The sequence below is a fragment of the Nocardia mikamii NBRC 108933 genome (assembly GCF_001613505.1).
Classification (GTDB): domain Bacteria; phylum Actinomycetota; class Actinomycetes; order Mycobacteriales; family Mycobacteriaceae; genus Nocardia; species Nocardia mikamii.
In genome coordinates this window covers 365,514-380,562 of sequence record NZ_BDCM01000006.1, presented here as the reverse complement: position 1 = coordinate 380,562, position 15,049 = coordinate 365,514, and the positions used below count along the sequence as shown (strand labels likewise).

Sequence of the window (15,049 nt, the reverse complement as noted above, 5' to 3'; positions counted from 1 at the left end):
CCGGCGTCAGCCCGATATCAGCCGAGGCGGCGACAGTAGTCCTCGTGAACAGCACAGCGCTCCGCACCGCGGACCGGTTCACCGGCCGGATCCCCCGATCCCGCCGCCCGATTCCCAGCAGAACCAAGGAGAACACCATGTCCACTTTCCAGACCCCGGAACCGATCGCCGTCGCCGTCGAGGTGCTGTCCGGCAACGTCACCGTCACCGCCTCCGATCGCACCGACACCGTCGTCGCGGTCCGCCCCGCCGATCCGGCCAAGAAGGCCGACGTTCGCGCCGCCGAGCAGACGCGGGTCGACTTCGCCGACGGCGCCCTGACCGTGACGACGCCGAAGGACTGGCGCACCTACAGCCCCTTCGGCGGCAATCCGTCGATCGAGGTGACCATCGAGGTGCCGACCGGCTCCCGTTTCCAGGGCACCGCCGGTGTGGGCCGAATCCTCGGCGCCGGCGAACTCGGCGAATGCGTGCTGGAGGTGTCGGCCGGTGACATCGTCGTCGAACGCCCGCTCGGCTCGGTGACCGCGAAGACCGCCCAGGGAAATATCCGGATCGCGGAGGCCACGCGCGGCGTGCTCCGGCTGGAGACCTCGACGGGCGAGCTCGAGGTCGGCATCCGCCCGGGCAGCGCGGCGCGGCTGGAGACCACGGTCGCGAGCGGCGCCGTGCACAACCAGCTGGGGCCGGTCGACGGTCCGCAGGACGACGAGCACACCGTGCGGGTGTACGCGCGCAACGCGTTCGGCAACGTCATCATCCGGCACGCGTCCGCTGCCTGACTCCCTCCGTCTCTGCTCCCTTCGTCTCTTTCGAGAGGACAACGCCATGACCCGAACGGTTTCCGTCCCGCAGGGCCTGCCCATGGACCGCGACGCGGGCCCCTTCGATCCGCCCCGCGAGATCACCCGGCTGCGCGATGCCCACCCCGTCAGTCCGATGATCTTTCCGGACGGCCACGAGGGCTGGCTGGTCACCGGCTACGACGAGGTGCGCAGCCTTCTGGCCGACTCCCGGTTCAGCTCGCGCCAGGACATCGGTGTTCTGCATGTGCCCTACGAGATTCCGGGCATGCCCGTGGCCACCGAGCCGTCACCGCAGATCCCCGGCGTCTTCATCGCGATGGACGCGCCGGACCACACCCGGTTGCGGCGCAAGCTCGTCGGCGCCTTCACCGTCAGGCGGATGAAGCAGCTCGAAGACCACATCGCGGACATCGTCGATGCGCGACTGGAGGCGATGGCAAGGCTGACCCCGCCGGTCGATCTCGTCGCGGAGTTCGCGCTGCCGGTGCCCTCGCTGGTGATCTGCGAACTGCTGGGCGTTCCCTACGAGGATCGCGACACCTTCCAGGTGAACTCGGCCACGTTCCTCGTCAAGGACCAGGCGCTCGAGGAGAAGATGGCGGCCTACGGCGCGCTGACGTCCTATCTGGCCGAACTGGTCGTCCGCAAGCGCGCCGAACCGGGTGAGGACATCCTCTCCGACCTGGCCCGCCACGACGATCTCACCGTCGAGGAACTGACCGGCATCGCCTTCCTGCTCCTGCTGGCGGGGCACGAGACCACCGCGAACATGCTGGGGCTCGGCACCTTCGCGCTGCTCGAGCATCCGGAACAAGCGGCCGAGTTGCGTGCCGATCCGGCTCTGGTTCCCGATGCGGTCGACGAACTCATGCGCTACCTCTCGGTCGCCGACATCTTCTACCGCTATGCCACCGAGGACATCGAGCTCGGCGGCGAAACCATCGCCAAGGGGTCGACCGTCGTCGTCTCGCTGCTGGCCGCCAACCGCGACCCGCGCCGCTTCGACGACCCCGACACTCTCGACGTGCACCGCACGGCCCGCGGCCACCTGTCCTTCGGTCACGGCATGCACCTGTGCCTCGGCCAGCAATTGGCGCGGATCGAGATGCGCGCCGGATTCGCCGGCCTCCTCCGCCGCTTTCCGACCCTGGCCCTGGCCGTCCCGGCCGATGCGGTGGCGTTGCGGACCGATATGAATATCTATGGGGTGCACGAACTTCCGGTGACGTGGACGGATGTCGCGGAGTAGTCGTGAGAGCGGTTCAGGCGGCCGGGGTGATGTGCTCGGCCGACCCGCCGATCACCGCGGCGTCGGGGCCGGCGAGGGTCCGGATGAACGACAGTTGCGCGGCCCGGCCTTCGGCTACGACGCGCTCGAACTGTCCGGGAATCAGCCGGGCCCGCGCCGACCGCGCGAGGTTGACCGGTATGCGCAGCACGGGATACCAGGGCAGGGTGCGGCTGGGCAGGCCGAGTCGTTTCATCGCCGACGGGCCCAGATACATCATCGCGATCGACAGATGCTGGGATCGGGCGATCCGTCGCCGCAACCCCCGCAGATGGTCGTAGTGCCAGCCGAGCGGTTCGTCGCGCATCGGGATCGCGAGTTGACGGGAGGTGTCGTCGGGGTTCGTGATGGCGGTCATCGTGTGGTAGAGAATGCGGACGCTGTCGCGAAAGTCGGTGGGCAGGAAGCGTTCCTCGACACCCATCAACCAGCCGACGTAGCGGGCGAGGTGCGCCATGGCGTCCGCGTCGCGGGGCGTGATCACGACTCCCATGCCGATGGCGCCGATCATCGGAGCGATCAGCGCGCCGACCAGTGTGGCGGCCATATCGGTCTGATTGATCGGCAGCCCCCACTCCTCGGCTCGCCAGTCCGGCATCGCGGCCACGTGCCGGCGCACCAGCGAGTGGATCAGCCGCACGTGCACGGTCGAGCGAAAACCACTGCCCCGCAGTGCCATTCCGCCGGGCGCGGTGACATCCATCGCCCACTGCGTGGTCTCGGCGAATCGTTTGGCCGGCCCCTTCTCCAGGGCGCCGGTGCGCAGCAGGGTCTTGTTGAAGCCGGAGGCCAGGTATCCGCCGAGAAACGACATGTCGCGGGCGACGTAGATCCCGTCGCGGCCGCCGAGGCAGGAGACGCGCTCGGCATGGCGGATCTTGCGCCGATCGACCCAGTCGGGCACCGCTTCGACGTATTCGAAGAATTCGCGCAGCGGCTGCGGGGCTTCCGGTACCGCGGCGATGCCCTCCCGCAGGGCGCGCTCGAACAGCGGCCGGGTGGTGGCCATCCCTTCGCGATACATCCACTCGACGAGCTCGTCCATCGGACGGTCGCCGACGGTCAGCGCCTCGCCCAGCACGCGAAATTCCTCCGGACCCGGTGTGCCGAGCCCGAGCATCCGGGCGAGGGTGCCGAGGCCGGGGCCCGGAACGGGGCGCGGTGAGCTCGGGTGCCGGAGCGGAACGGTAGGCGTCACGAGGTCCTCCTCATCGAAGATCTGGCAAGATCCTCTACCAGAAATTCGATTTTGGCAAGGTCTCCTACCAGAAGAGTGGACTCAGTCCCACCGGTACGTTCATCGACGTTCCTTTTGTGCGCCTTCCGATTCCGACGGATGATGCTGCTGCTTACTGTTCGTGACATTGGAGGCTGCGGTGGAAATCGCGTACTGGATCGTCGGGGCGCTGCTGGCGGTGTTCTACCTCTACTCGGGCGGAATCAAGATTCTGCGGTCGAAGGATCAGCTCCGCCCGATGATGGGGTGGATCGATACCGTGCCACTGGGGCTGGTGCGGGGCATCGGTGTGAGCGAGGTGCTCGGCGCGGCCGGGCTGATCCTGCCGCCGCTGACCGGCATAGCCGTGGTTCTCGCGCTCGTGGCCGCCGTCGGACTGGCGCTGGTGCAGGTCGGTGCGCTCGTGCTGCATCTGCGCCGCGGCGAGGTGAAGCTGATCGGCCTGAATGTCGTCCTGCTGGTGTCGGCCGTCGTCGCCGCGTGGTTGTCCACCGTGTGGTGGTGAGTGATCCACCCGCGAATTCGGTTCGCGCCGATCAGGTTCGGGGCACGCGCTCGCTCACGGACCGCGCCGCCACGCCGTGCACGAGTCGTCCCGCCAGATAGGTAGCCCGGACCTCCAAGTCCGCGATGTCTTCGGGTGCCACCGCACAGGGATCGTCGGACAGCATGACCATATCCGCGTACTTCCCGACTTCGAGCGATCCGATGACATCGTCCGAAAACAATTGCCACGCAGCGTCTAATGTTCCGGGCGCAGCCGGTGATCGTTGCGCGGGTATCGGTCCACGACGTCGGCGTAGACGTCGAGAATCATGTCGATCGCGACGTCGCCCATCGCGTGGCAGGCCATCGGCCAGCCCAGGGGAAAATACGCGTGCACGATCTCGCGCAGCTGGTCGGCGGTGTAGTTGGCATGGCCGCACGAGCCGGGGGGTGACACCGATGGTGCGGGTCGCGTCGGTGTCGAGATACGGGAACGACAGCGCGATATTGCCGACCCACGGTGAGCCGTCGACGACGGTGACCGTGCTGCCCAGGACTACGACATCGGCGGCCGACATCGCGCCTTCCTATCCGAAAATATTGACTAGGAAATCTCTGGCAATTCGAGCTGAGCGCCTCAATTATGGCTTATAGTCCCAGCTAGATTGCCGGAAACGGTCGGAGTTTCGATCCTTTGACCACGTCACAGCGAGTCAGTGGCAAATATTCGCTCGGGTGGGCGGAAGGAACGGCGGATGGGCACCGTGATCGGCAGGACCCTGCCATTGGCCGCCGCGATCGCGGTGAGTCCGCTGCCGCTGATCGTCGCGGTGCTGATGCTGGTATCGGAGCAGGCGCGGGCGAAGAGCAGCGGATATCTGCTCGGGCGAATCTGCGGATTCGCGGTCCTCGTCGCCGCGGTGGCGCTGCTGATCGGCGCGTCCGCCGCCGAGCATCTGCATCCCCATCACGCTTCGACCGCGACCTCGCTCATCCGGCTCTGCGGCGGGATCGGGCTGCTCGGTGTCGCGGTGTGGTTCGGGTACCAGCGCACACGCGGCGAGGAGAAGCCCCGGAAACTGTGGGACCGAGTCGACCGCGTGACTCCGGTGGGCGCCTTCGGGCTCGGCGTCGCGTTCGTGATCATCGATGTCAGCACGCTCGTGCCCGCCGTCATGGGCGGGCTCGATATCGCGGAGGCGAGATTTTCGGCGCCGAGAGCGCTGGGCGCCGGTGTGATCTTCCTCGTGATCGCGCTCGCCTCGTGTATCGCGCCGGTCGCCGCCTATCTGGTCGCGGGCGATCGGCTCGACCAACCCTTGGCCGCGACCAAGACCTGGCTGGTCGCCAACGATCGAACCGTGATGATGGTGCTGCTGTTCCTCGTGGGCACGATGCTGATCGGCCGGGCGATCGAAGCCCTGACGTCCGGATGACCCCCGCGGTCGGTGACAACCGCCGGTGATGTAGATCACTGCCGCGGGTTGTTATGCGATGGGCTCGGCGGGCGTCTTGTGTGCGTCCAGGCAATGAGGGTTCGGCGGCGGCTGCGTCTCGCCGTCGCCGGTCCGTCTCCTCTGTCCGAAGGAAAGACCATGCGTATCACCATCTTCGGGGCCAACGGCCCCACCGGCCGCCAGCTCACCGCCCAGGCTCTGGCCGCCGGACATCGGGTCGCGGCGGTGACGCGGCAGCCGGGCGAATTCCCGCTGCGCCATGATCGGCTCGAGGTGATCGGCGCCGATGTGCTCGATCCGGGTGCGGTCGACGCCGCGGTGAAGGGACGGGACGCGGTGCTGTCCGCGCTCGGGGTGCCGCCGAGCAAGGAACCGATCACCACCTATTCCGACGGTGTGGCGAACATCGTGACGGCGATGCGGCGCCACGGCGTGGGGCGGATCGTGGTGGTGAGTTCGGCCGGGGTCGATCCGCGCCCCTACAGCGAGGGCGGCTTCCTCTTCAACCGGCTGCTGGTGCCGTATGTGACGCGGGTGGCGGGCAAGACGCTGTACGACGATATGCGGCGGATGGAAGCGCTGCTGCGCGACAGTGATCGGGACTGGACCGTGGTGCGCCCGAGTGGACTCTACGACCGGCCCGACGTCACCGATTACACGATGGTCGAAGAGTACGCCGACGGGATATTCACCGCCCGTAGCGATCTGGCCGCCAGCATGCTGGCCGCCGTCTCCGAGGGGCGCTTCGTCCGTGCCGCGGCCGGGGTGATCACCACCGATTCCGGCAATCCCACCCTGCTGCGGTGGATCCGGCAGCAGGCGAGCGCCGGCCACTGAACCGCACCGGCAGCAGGTATGGAAATTTCATTCTCGATGTTGGAGAATCCCATTAGCAAGTGAGCGATCGCTCGGCGCGGGTGGTCGGCAATCCGGCATCGGGCATCGGGGTGCTCGAGTGGCAATGAACGAGGTGCGTTATGGCTGGGCGAGTAGAGGGCAAGGTCGCCTTCATCACTGGTGCGGCACGCGGCCAGGGGCGAAGTCATGCGGTGCGGCTCGCGGAGGAGGGCGCCGACATCATCGCCGTCGACGTCTGCAAACCGGTGAGCGGCACCGACCTGATTCCGTCTTCGACCCCGGCCGATCTGGCGGAGACGGTGGAGCTGGTCAAGGGGCTCGGGCGCCGCATCGTCACCGCCGAGGTCGACGTCCGCGATTTCGACGCGTTGAAGGCCGCCGTGGACAACGGGGTCGAGCAGCTGGGCCGGCTCGACATCATCGTGGCGAACGCCGGGATCGGCAACGGGGGTGCGACCCTGGCCGAAACCAGCGAGCAGGACTGGAACACGATGATCGGCATCAACCTGGAAGGGGTCTGGAAGACGGTGAAAGCCGGTGTGCCACATCTGATTTCCGGCGGCAACGGTGGCTCGATCATCCTGACCAGTTCGGTCGGCGGACTCAAGGCCTATCCGAACACCGGGCATTACGTCGCCGCCAAGCACGGTGTGGTCGGCCTGATGCGGACCTTCGCGGTCGAACTGGGCGCGAATTCGATCCGGGTCAATTCCGTCCACCCGACCAACGTCAACACCCCGATGTTCATGAACGAGGGCACGATGAAGATGTTCCGCCCGGATCTGGAGAATCCGGGCGTCGAGGATTTCGAACCGGTGGCGAAGTTCATGCACGTGCTGCCGGTCGGCTGGGTCGAGCCGGTGGATATCAGCAACGCCGTGCTGTTCCTGGCCTCGGACGAATCGCGCTACATCACCGGCCTGCCGGTGACCGTCGACGCGGGCAGCATGCTCAAGTAGACGTGCCGGCGAGTACGGTCACGCCCGTCCGCCCGTCGTGAACTCCGTCAGGCCCCGCCGAAACCGCGGTAGGGGCTCAGCGGGATCACGGTGAATTCGGAGACTCCGGCCGCGGCCATGGGCAGTTGCGCGACGATGGCGTTCGCCTGTTCGGCATCGGCCGCCTCGATGGTGAAGCAGGCGCCGGCGATATCGCCGCGCAGCCAGATCTGGCGGACCACGCCGTCGAGGTAGAGCTTGCGAACATGGTCGGTTTCGGCTGGGAGCACCTCCTCGAAATCCGCATCGGTGAACGTCTCGGTGCGGCGACGGGAGAGAACCATGAATTGCATTGCGACTCCGGATCTTGTCGAGTTGAGGCGACCATTCTCCCGCGTCGACGGCCGGCGGAGCACGCACCCCGGGTGAGAGGATGTGACATCTTTTCGCTCACCGTTGACCGTCGATGGTGACCTGCCTACAGTGATCGGAACCGGCTCGGTGCGGCTCGGCCTTCGGAGACCGAGCTCGCCGCTGGTCGAAACCCGCTGTCGCGCACGGAGGTTCGGATGAACGACGCTCGTCGGTTCGTGGTGATCGGTGGTGGTCTGGCCGGGCTGGCGTCGGCCGTCTGGCTGGCCGAGGCCGGAAAGCGGGTCACTCTGCTGGAACGCCGGGCCCGGCTCGGTGGTCGCACCCAGGCGATGGCGGTCGCCGAGGTCGGCGATACTCCCGACAACGGCCAGCATGTGATCGCCAGCGGATACCACCACCTCTTCCGGTATCTCGCGAGCGTCGGTACCGAGAAGTACCTGGAATTTCCCACCGGAGGCACGCTGCGCTGGCCGGGCGGACGCGCAACGGCATTGCACACCAGAGGTATCCGGGCGTTCGGCACCTTGCTGGGCGCACATCCGGATGCCGGGCTGGGTGAGCGACTGGCCGCGGCGCGGGCGACGGTGCGGCTGGGGCTGCAATGCCTGTTCCAGCCCGCGGATCTGGCCGACATCACTACCGAGCAGTGGTTCGAGCGTATCGGTATGCCCGCGAAAGCCCGTGAGGCGCTGTGGGATTGGCTGGCGCTGGGTATCGCCGCCGAGCCGGTGCAGCGCGAATGCGCGAAGGTCTTCGCCGATGTGCTGGCCACCGGGATCCGGCTGGGCGTGCGGGATCGGCGCGCGGTCACCATCGGCTATCCGACCGTCGACCTCGATACGCTCTACGTCACCGGTGCGCAGGACGTGTTCCGCCGCCACGGCGTCGAGGTCCGCTATCGCGCGGTGGCGGACCGGATCCGGATCGAGAACGGGGCGGTGACCGGCGTCGATCTGGTGGACGGCAGCACGGTCCCGGCCGATGCCGTGATCTGCGCCGTACCCAATTCCCGGATCCACGGCCTGCTCGACGATCTGCCCGAACACGCCGAGATCTATGCCGCCGCGGACAAATTGGGCGCCACCCCGATCGTCAGCACCAATCTGTATCTGGACCGCCCGCTCGGCACCCGCAGTGCGATGGAGGCGATCATCGGTGGGACCGGGGTGATCGACGAGGTGTTCGACCGGCAGCGCATGCACGGCCGCGAACCGGACGGCACCTGGCTGTACTGCCTGACCACCAGCGGCGCCTACGAGCAGATCCACAAGACCAGCGACGACATCGTCGACGAGCAGATGGCACTGCTGCGCCGCTACTACCCCGACGCGGCCGATGCGCGGGTGGTGCACGGTCATGTGGTCAAGATGCCGGGGGCGACCTTTTCCCAGGCCCTGGGCACCGACGGGCTGCGGCCGGATCAGCGCACCTCGGTGCCGACACTGATGCTGGCGGGGGACTGGACCCGCACCGACTGGTCGGCCACTATGGAAAGCGCTGTTCAAAGCGCCTCGAAGGCGGTGGCGGCGCTGCTGCGACTGCCGCCGCTCTAGCGAGCTCGCGGCCCGCGAAGCGGCTCCAGGAACGCCCTGGCGACCTCGAGGTGGTCGGGGGTCAAACCGGTGTGGCGGTCGACCGGGACGAGCAGGGTGGGGGCGACGGTGTCGGTGCGGCGTTCGGCCCAGCCCTGGTCGGCGGGCTGGAATTCGTCGTCGAACCAGCACAGCGGCCGGCGTCCGGCCCAGCGCTCGATGGTCGGAAGCTTTCCGTGGTGGCCCTCGCGATGCCGAATTCCGGTGTCCTCGAAGATGATCACCTCCAGCGGCGGCAGTCCGAGGACGGGACCGAGGACCGTATTCGCCGCGTACTCCCACGCGGTCGCCCATACGAGTTCGGCATCGGTGATCTCGGCCAGTTCCAGCAGTCGCGCACCGACGGCGGCATCGAGCAGCACCTGCTGGTCGATGGGCGGAATCGCGGCAATAATGCTGTGCTGCAACACATACGGCCGGTAGCCCTGCGGGGGCGGATGGGTGGGCCGGGGGTAGGGATTGAGGGGACCGTCGACATCGAGCAGGATCGCCGCGCGTGGTGTTTCGGTCATGACGCCCCCCGTTCGCTCATACCAGGCTACGACGGCACCCGCCGATGAGTCCGCCACTCACGGCAACGGTTTCGTGTCGACCCGATAACCGGGGCGAACGCACCGAAAAGGCGCCGAAAACCGACTTGCGACGCGCCGAGCGACACGCGAGCAATCCCGTTAAATTTACGCCAGACCTGCGTTGTCGACGGCACACGTTCGGTTATCGTTCATCTCACTGTCCGATGCTGCTGCCGGCGCGCCAGGACTGGTCGTCGATCCGGAGCGTGGAAGGCCGGTGTGACGATCGTTGGGCGTTACCGGAGTCCGTCCCGAAAGATCGAGGGAACGTGCCTGCACCCGTCATCCTGACCGGCCGCCTCGTGCGGCTGGAACCTTTGGCACCGCACCATGTTCCGGGGCTCGCCGAGGCGGGCGCCGCGGATCGCGATGCGTTCGCGTTCACCCCCGTACCGCACGGCCCGGCCGAGGCCGCGGACTACGTCGCCCAGGCCGCGGCGGCGCACGCGGTCGGTTCGGCACTGGCCTTCGCGGTCGTCGCCACGGCCGACAACCGGGTCCTGGGCTCGACGCGCTTCTGCCGCTTCGACTACTGGCAGGGGCCGATGGTGTGGCCGATCGTGCACGGTATGCCGACCGGAGATCCGCTGCTCGCGGTGCCCGACGCCGCCGAGATCGGCAATACCTGGCTCTGCCCACAAGCGCGCGGCGCCGGTATCAATCTGGAGTCGAAACTGTTGCTGCTCGAGCACGCCTTCGACGTGTGGCGGGTCCGCCGGATCGCGCTGCGCGCCGATGTGCGAAATGTCCGCTCGCGCAAGGCGATCGAGCACCTGGGCGCGACCAGCGACGGCGTCCGCCGGGCACATTCGCGCGGCTTGGACGGCACCGTGCGCAGCACCGCGTTCTATTCCATTCTGGACGAGGAATGGCCGGCGGTGCGCCGGCGCATCGACACGGAGCTGGGCGGACTCCCGCGGCTGCTGAACGCCTGATCGCACCGCCGAAGCAACCGGATAGCGAATTCCGGATGTCGCGTCGTGTCCCCGGCGCCTATAATTCACGGCACAACGGTCGGACGTCGAGGAGATCGGTCCGAGTCGGGTAACTCGGCGGCCGGCGCAGCTTCGGACCTCGTACCAGCGCGTTCGCGGGAGGGTCGATAGCCCTCCCCTCCGGGAGACCGCATGTCCGATCCGATCACCACGCCCCAGCCCCCGCCCGCCGCGCCGCGTTCGCCCGATCGATCGCACACGCGGATATGCCTCACCGATGCCGCCCACACCGGACCGATGGTGAGTCTGTTCCTGGTGCCCGAGCCGCGGGTCCGGGGCGCGTCCATGCTGCATCTGCTCGAACAGGTGCCGGTTCGTGATGTGCCGGCGCCGGATCCCGAGCTGACTGCCGCACTGGAAGCGCGGACCCTGCCGGGTGCGGCAATTCGGTTGCTGCCCTGCGTCTCTCGGCACGGCGATGCGTCGCAGCTGCGTCATATCTTCCACGATCACTACATCGCCGACGGGCCGATGGGCCTCGACGTCTGTGATCCGGAGGAGATGGCACGGCTGGCCGTGCTGCCCGAACGTGCGATCGGCCCGCGCCGCATCGACGACTTCGCCGACTACTCGGTGCGGCAGGCGATGCTGGCCGTCTTCCGCTATTTCGGTGTGGACCAACGGATTCCGCTGATGTATCACGGCTATGCCGATCCGGGCGGTCGCTGGCTGGCGGTGCGGACGGCCCTCGCCTGAGCTCAGCCCGCGGTCACGAAACCCTGGCGGATGAGCCAATCGCGCGCGACGGTGGCCGGCTCGGCGCCGTCGACGTCGACCTTCCGGTTCAACTCGGTGATCGTCTCGTTGGTGAGCAGTGCGGAGATCGGCGCCATGACCTGCGCCACCTGCGGATGCGCGTCGGCGAAGGATTTCCGCATCACCAGTGCCGCATTGTATTTGGGGAAGAAGTTCAGATCATCGGTGAGCTGCACCAGATTCAGCGCCTTGGTGCGGCCGTCGGTCGCGGTGACATCGCCGAATTGACAGGTGCCGTTCGCGGTGGCCGAATACACCAGAGAATCCTGCATGATCTGCTTGTGTACCTTGCCCACGTCGATACCGTATTTTCGGGCCAGGCCCGGAAATCCGTCCTGGCGGACGCTGAATTCGGTACCGAGGCAGGTCGGCCCCGTACTCGGGTCGGTATTCACCAGACGGGCATAGTCGGAAATCGTCTTCGCGCCGGTGCGGGCGGCGCCGCCCGCATTGGTGACCATCGTGTAGGTGTTGTTCATCGGGGCCGGATCGGCCCAGACCATCCCGTGCTGTGCGAGATCCGCATCGCGCACCGCCTCGAATTGCCGCGTGGACTCCGGAATCGGTGTCTCGTTACCCAGATAGTTGATCCATCCGGTTCCGGTGTAGTCGTAGGCGATATCGACCTGTCCGTGCAATTGCGCGTCGCGCAGGCTGTTCGATCCGGTGATATTGGTGAGGTCACGGACCTGAGCTCCGGCGGCGGTGAGCGCGAATTCGATGAGGTAGCCGAGGATGTTCTGTTCGGTGAAATCCTTGGAGCCCACGGTGATCTGCACACCGTCGAGGGCGGGAATCGGCTCGATACTGCCCGGCCCGACCGGCAGCGGAACCGCGCCACCGGCCTCGAGACCGCAGGCGGCCACCACGGCGACCAGCAGCGTCGCCGCCGCGGTGGCCGCGCGTCGCGCCGCGGCGCCCGGCCGCGGCCTCATCGCAGCCCCCGCGGTCCGAGAAATTGTTCGGCCAGCGCACCCAGCCAGTCGACGAGCAGTGCCAGCGCCACCGCGAGAATCGCTCCCACCCAGAGGGTTACGTTGTCGCGCAGTTTGTAGCCGGTGTCGATCAGAATCCCCAGACCACCGGCGCTGACCAGGAACGAGAGCGTGGCCGTGCCGACCGCCAGCACCAGCGAGGTGCGCAGCCCGGCCAGGATGTAGGGCACCGCGAGCGGGAATTCGATGCGGCGCAGCACCGTCATCGCCGACATGCCCTGCCCTCGGCCGGCATCGACGAGAGCGGGATCGACCTGCTGATAACCCAGAATCGTATTGCGCAGCACGGGAAGTAGCGCATAGAACGCGATCGGCGCGACCCCCACCCAGAAGCCGGTCTTCTCGGTCCACAGATAGGTGAGCACGATCAGGCCGATCGCCGGTGCCGCGGCACCTATATTGGCGACGCCGACGAACAGCGGAGTGAGACGCCGGTAGCGCGGCCGAGTCAGCAAGGTGCCCAGCGGAACCGAGACCGCGACGACGATCAGCACCACGGTCGCGGTGATCGCCACGTGCTGGCGGACCACGGTGCCGATGGTAGTGGGATTGATACTGGCCTGCTGCGTCGCGGTGAGGGTGCGGTCGAAGGCCCACACCAATACGCCGGCCGCCAGGGCTACGGCCAGCACCGGCTGGGCGAACAACCGGATCCGGTCGGCGCGCCGCTCGTGTCGGACCGCGGGGCTCATGGCCGCTCACCCGAATCCGCTGTGGCCGCACGATGTTCGGCGCGAGTGCGGGACAGGTGTGCGACCAGGGTGTCGATCGCGACCAGCCCGGCGTATTCACCGCGCGGCCCGGTTACGACGGCGTTGGCGGTACTTTCGGCGAGCAGTGTCTCGAGCGCCGCCTGCAACGTCGAATCCGCCGTGACCGTGCCGGTCACCGGGACACCGGCGTCGCGCAACGACTGTGCCTGCGCCAGTTGATGTTCGGACACCCAGCGCAGCGGCCGGTGATCGGAGTCGAGAACTAGGCCCCACTTCCATTCCCGGGTGGCGAGCGCCGCGCGCAGCGTGTCGACCGGATCGTCCTGCGCCGCCGTGGCGCAGCTGCCCAGTTCCACATCGGCGACCCGGACCAGCGTCAGCTGTTTGAGGGCGGCGTCGGCGCCGACGAAACCGGCCACCGTCTCGTCGGCGGGGCGGGCGAGGATCGCGGCCGGAGTGTCGTACTGGAGGACGCGGGAACTGTTGCCGAGCACCGCGATTCGATCCCCGAGCTTGACGGCCTCGTTGAAATCGTGGGTGACGAACACGATCGTCTTGTGCAGTTCGGTCTGCAGCCGCAGCAACTCGTCCTGCAACAGCCCGCGGGTGATGGGGTCGACCGCGCCGAACGGCTCGTCCATCAGCAGCACCGGCGGATCGGCCGCCAGCGCGCGGGCGACACCGACCCGCTGCTGCTGGCCGCCGGAGAGCTGGCGCGGATATCGGCCCCGGAAGGTTTCGGGGTCGAGGCCCACGAGATTCAGCATCTCGTCGACGCGGGCGCGCACGCGGGCGCGATCCCAGCCGAGCAGACCCGGCACGGTGGCGATGTTGCGGGCCACCGTCAGATGCGGGAACAGACCGGCCTGCTGAATCGAATAACCGATCCGCCGCCGCAGGCGGTCCGGATTCACCGCGGTCACGTCACGTCCGGCGATGGTGATGGTGCCCGAGGTCGGCTCGATCAGGCGGTTGATCATCCGCATCGTGGTCGTCTTACCGCAGCCCGAAGGGCCGACGAACACCACGATCTCACCCGCCGGAATCGTCAGGGAAATCCGGTCCACCGCCGGATCACGTTGGCCCGGATAGTGTTTGCTCACCGCGTCGAGCACGATCTCCGCGGGTTCGTGGTCGGTGCGGTCGGCGGTCGCGGTATCAGTCACGGATTCCCCTCGAGGTGGTGAGCCGGCCGACGCCCACCAGGACGGCATCGAGCAACAACGCCAGCACGATGATCAGCACCGTGCCGGACAGGGCCTGCGGGACGGCGGTCGGACTGCCCAGCCGGGCCAGGCCGGTGAAGATCAGATTGCCCAGCCCCGGACCTTTCGCATAGGCCGCCATCGCCAGAATGCCCATACTCATCTGGGTACTGATCCGCATACCGGCCAGAATCGACGGCCAGGCCAGCGGCATTTCGATCCGGGCCAGGATGCGCACTCGGTTCATGCCGACCCCGCGCGCGGCATCCGAGACCGCCGGATCCACCGATGCCAGCCCGATGATGGTGTTGCGCAGAATCGGCAACAGCGCGTACAGCACGAGCGCGGTGACCGTCGGCCGCACGCCCAGGCCCAACACCGGGATGAGCAGTCCCAGCAGCGCGAACGACGGCACGGTGAGGATGATGCTCGCCGCCGCGGTGGCCGCCGCCGAACCCCACGGGCTGCGGTAGACGACGATGCCCAGGCCCACCGCCACCGCGGTCGCGATGAGCACCGACTGCACGACGGCCGAGACGTGCAGATAGGAATCGGTGAGCAGTTGTCTGCGATGGTCCACCAGAAAGGTCCACAGAGTATCCAGGGCGATGTCCTCCCAGAGCTCGGCGGCGTCCGAGCAGTCTATCGATCCCGCGCCGCGGGCGCAGGCAACGAGCGGGACCGGCGTGTGTGCGACGGCGGCGACTGGGGCGGAACCGTGGCGGTCCCTCGCACGTCCTACATCTCAGGAGGCCGATTTCCGGTCGGGGACGGAG

The 15,049-nt window shown here is 67.6% G+C and carries 16 protein-coding genes and 1 pseudogene; 9 read left to right on the top strand and 8 right to left on the bottom strand.

Annotated elements, in window-relative coordinates:
- Positions 1-137: 137 nt before the first annotated feature.
- A complete protein-coding gene (locus NMI01S_RS08455; RefSeq protein ID WP_062995660.1) occupies positions 138-782 on the top strand; it encodes a DUF4097 family beta strand repeat-containing protein in 645 nt (214 codons plus the stop codon).
- A gap of 46 nt (positions 783-828) precedes the next feature.
- Entirely contained in the window at positions 829-2,055 is a 1,227-nt protein-coding gene (locus NMI01S_RS08450) for a cytochrome P450 (protein WP_062995388.1), read from the top strand.
- A 13-nt stretch (positions 2,056-2,068) separates the two neighbouring features.
- Here the strand turns inward: NMI01S_RS08450 and NMI01S_RS08445 are convergent, their stop codons facing one another.
- Positions 2,069-3,292, bottom strand: a complete 1,224-nt coding sequence (locus tag NMI01S_RS08445) for an oxygenase MpaB family protein (RefSeq protein ID WP_062995387.1) — start codon at positions 3,290-3,292, stop codon at positions 2,069-2,071.
- A 160-nt stretch (positions 3,293-3,452) separates the two neighbouring features.
- Here NMI01S_RS08445 and NMI01S_RS08440 point away from each other — a divergent pair, with 160 nt between their 5' ends.
- The gene (locus NMI01S_RS08440) at positions 3,453-3,836 is read left to right on the top strand and encodes a DoxX family protein (protein ID WP_245716774.1); all 384 of its coding nucleotides are present in this window, start codon (positions 3,453-3,455) and stop codon (positions 3,834-3,836) included.
- A gap of 31 nt (positions 3,837-3,867) precedes the next feature.
- Here NMI01S_RS08440 and NMI01S_RS33995 read toward each other — a convergent pair.
- Positions 3,868-4,350 (bottom strand): annotated as a pseudogene (locus tag NMI01S_RS33995) (amidohydrolase family protein); the annotation flags it as partial.
- Between the two features lie 222 nt (positions 4,351-4,572).
- Here NMI01S_RS33995 and NMI01S_RS08425 point away from each other — a divergent pair.
- From NMI01S_RS08425 to NMI01S_RS08415, 3 genes are all read left to right on the top strand, one after another.
- Positions 4,573-5,253, top strand: coding sequence for a GAP family protein (locus NMI01S_RS08425; protein ID WP_062995384.1), 681 nt, complete (start codon positions 4,573-4,575; stop codon positions 5,251-5,253).
- A 159-nt stretch (positions 5,254-5,412) separates the two neighbouring features.
- Positions 5,413-6,111: an NAD(P)-dependent oxidoreductase gene (locus NMI01S_RS08420; RefSeq protein WP_062995383.1), complete on the top strand. Its 699-nt coding sequence runs from the start codon at positions 5,413-5,415 to the stop codon at positions 6,109-6,111.
- Between the two features lie 140 nt (positions 6,112-6,251).
- The gene (locus NMI01S_RS08415) at positions 6,252-7,091 is read left to right on the top strand and encodes a mycofactocin-coupled SDR family oxidoreductase (protein ID WP_036504911.1); all 840 of its coding nucleotides are present in this window, start codon (positions 6,252-6,254) and stop codon (positions 7,089-7,091) included.
- Positions 7,092-7,138: 47 nt separating this feature from the next.
- On the opposite strand, the gene NMI01S_RS08410 is transcribed toward NMI01S_RS08415, so the two are convergent.
- On the bottom strand, positions 7,139-7,423 hold the full coding sequence (locus NMI01S_RS08410) for a hypothetical protein (protein ID WP_062995382.1): 285 nt from the start codon (positions 7,421-7,423) through the stop codon (positions 7,139-7,141).
- A 216-nt stretch (positions 7,424-7,639) separates the two neighbouring features.
- Between NMI01S_RS08410 and hpnE the strand changes: the two genes are divergently transcribed.
- A complete protein-coding gene (hpnE, locus tag NMI01S_RS08405; RefSeq protein ID WP_062995381.1) occupies positions 7,640-8,998 on the top strand; it encodes a hydroxysqualene dehydroxylase HpnE in 1,359 nt (452 codons plus the stop codon).
- Here hpnE and NMI01S_RS08400 read toward each other — a convergent pair.
- A complete protein-coding gene (locus NMI01S_RS08400; RefSeq protein WP_062995380.1) occupies positions 8,995-9,549 on the bottom strand; it encodes an HAD domain-containing protein in 555 nt (184 codons plus the stop codon). The two genes, hpnE and NMI01S_RS08400, sit on opposite strands and share 4 nt — an antisense overlap.
- Before the next feature lie 329 nt (positions 9,550-9,878).
- On the opposite strand from NMI01S_RS08400, the gene NMI01S_RS08395 reads away from it, so the two are divergent.
- Both NMI01S_RS08395 and NMI01S_RS08390 read left to right on the top strand, forming a co-directional pair.
- Positions 9,879-10,544, top strand: coding sequence for a GNAT family N-acetyltransferase (locus tag NMI01S_RS08395; RefSeq protein WP_062995656.1), 666 nt, complete (start codon positions 9,879-9,881; stop codon positions 10,542-10,544).
- A 192-nt stretch (positions 10,545-10,736) separates the two neighbouring features.
- The gene (locus NMI01S_RS08390; RefSeq protein WP_245716773.1) at positions 10,737-11,300 is read left to right on the top strand and encodes a hypothetical protein; all 564 of its coding nucleotides are present in this window, start codon (positions 10,737-10,739) and stop codon (positions 11,298-11,300) included.
- A 2-nt stretch (positions 11,301-11,302) separates the two neighbouring features.
- Here the strand turns inward: NMI01S_RS08390 and NMI01S_RS08385 are convergent, their stop codons facing one another.
- Genes NMI01S_RS08385 through NMI01S_RS08370 form a run of 4 tightly spaced genes read right to left on the bottom strand, consistent with a single transcriptional unit; the run spans position 11,303 to position 14,877 of the window.
- Positions 11,303-12,295 (bottom strand): glycine betaine ABC transporter substrate-binding protein, encoded by a 993-nt coding sequence (locus NMI01S_RS08385; protein WP_062995379.1) that lies wholly within the window; start codon positions 12,293-12,295, stop codon positions 11,303-11,305.
- Complete coding sequence (locus tag NMI01S_RS08380) at positions 12,292-13,047, bottom strand: ABC transporter permease (RefSeq protein WP_062995378.1); 756 nt, start codon at positions 13,045-13,047, stop codon at positions 12,292-12,294. The genes NMI01S_RS08385 and NMI01S_RS08380 overlap by 4 nt, the downstream gene beginning before the upstream one ends.
- Positions 13,044-14,234, bottom strand: a complete 1,191-nt coding sequence (locus tag NMI01S_RS08375) for an ABC transporter ATP-binding protein (protein ID WP_062995377.1) — start codon at positions 14,232-14,234, stop codon at positions 13,044-13,046. The genes NMI01S_RS08380 and NMI01S_RS08375 overlap by 4 nt, the downstream gene beginning before the upstream one ends.
- Positions 14,227-14,877, bottom strand: a complete 651-nt coding sequence (locus NMI01S_RS08370; RefSeq protein WP_084512820.1) for an ABC transporter permease — start codon at positions 14,875-14,877, stop codon at positions 14,227-14,229. Before NMI01S_RS08370 ends, NMI01S_RS08375 begins: the two co-directional genes overlap by 8 nt.
- Positions 14,878-15,049 lie beyond the last annotated feature (172 nt).

Excerpts from the sequence above, each read along its gene's own strand:
- NMI01S_RS08455 (WP_062995660.1), top strand. The coding sequence starts at position 138 with ATGTCCACTTTCCAGACCCCGGAACCGATCGCCGTCGCCGTCGAGGTG.
- NMI01S_RS08450 (WP_062995388.1), top strand. The coding sequence starts at position 829 with ATGACCCGAACGGTTTCCGTCCCGCAGGGCCTGCCCATGGACCGCGAC.
- NMI01S_RS08425 (WP_062995384.1), top strand. The coding sequence starts at position 4,573 with ATGGGCACCGTGATCGGCAGGACCCTGCCATTGGCCGCCGCGATCGCG.
- NMI01S_RS08420 (WP_062995383.1), top strand. The coding sequence starts at position 5,413 with ATGCGTATCACCATCTTCGGGGCCAACGGCCCCACCGGCCGCCAGCTC.
- NMI01S_RS08415 (WP_036504911.1), top strand. The coding sequence starts at position 6,252 with ATGGCTGGGCGAGTAGAGGGCAAGGTCGCCTTCATCACTGGTGCGGCA.
- NMI01S_RS08410 (WP_062995382.1), bottom strand. The coding sequence starts at position 7,423 with ATGCAATTCATGGTTCTCTCCCGTCGCCGCACCGAGACGTTCACCGAT.
- hpnE (WP_062995381.1), top strand. The coding sequence starts at position 7,640 with ATGAACGACGCTCGTCGGTTCGTGGTGATCGGTGGTGGTCTGGCCGGG.
- NMI01S_RS08400 (WP_062995380.1), bottom strand. The coding sequence starts at position 9,549 with ATGACCGAAACACCACGCGCGGCGATCCTGCTCGATGTCGACGGTCCC.
- NMI01S_RS08390 (WP_245716773.1), top strand. The coding sequence starts at position 10,737 with ATGTCCGATCCGATCACCACGCCCCAGCCCCCGCCCGCCGCGCCGCGT.
- NMI01S_RS08385 (WP_062995379.1), bottom strand. The coding sequence starts at position 12,295 with ATGAGGCCGCGGCCGGGCGCCGCGGCGCGACGCGCGGCCACCGCGGCG.
- NMI01S_RS08380 (WP_062995378.1), bottom strand. The coding sequence starts at position 13,047 with ATGAGCCCCGCGGTCCGACACGAGCGGCGCGCCGACCGGATCCGGTTG.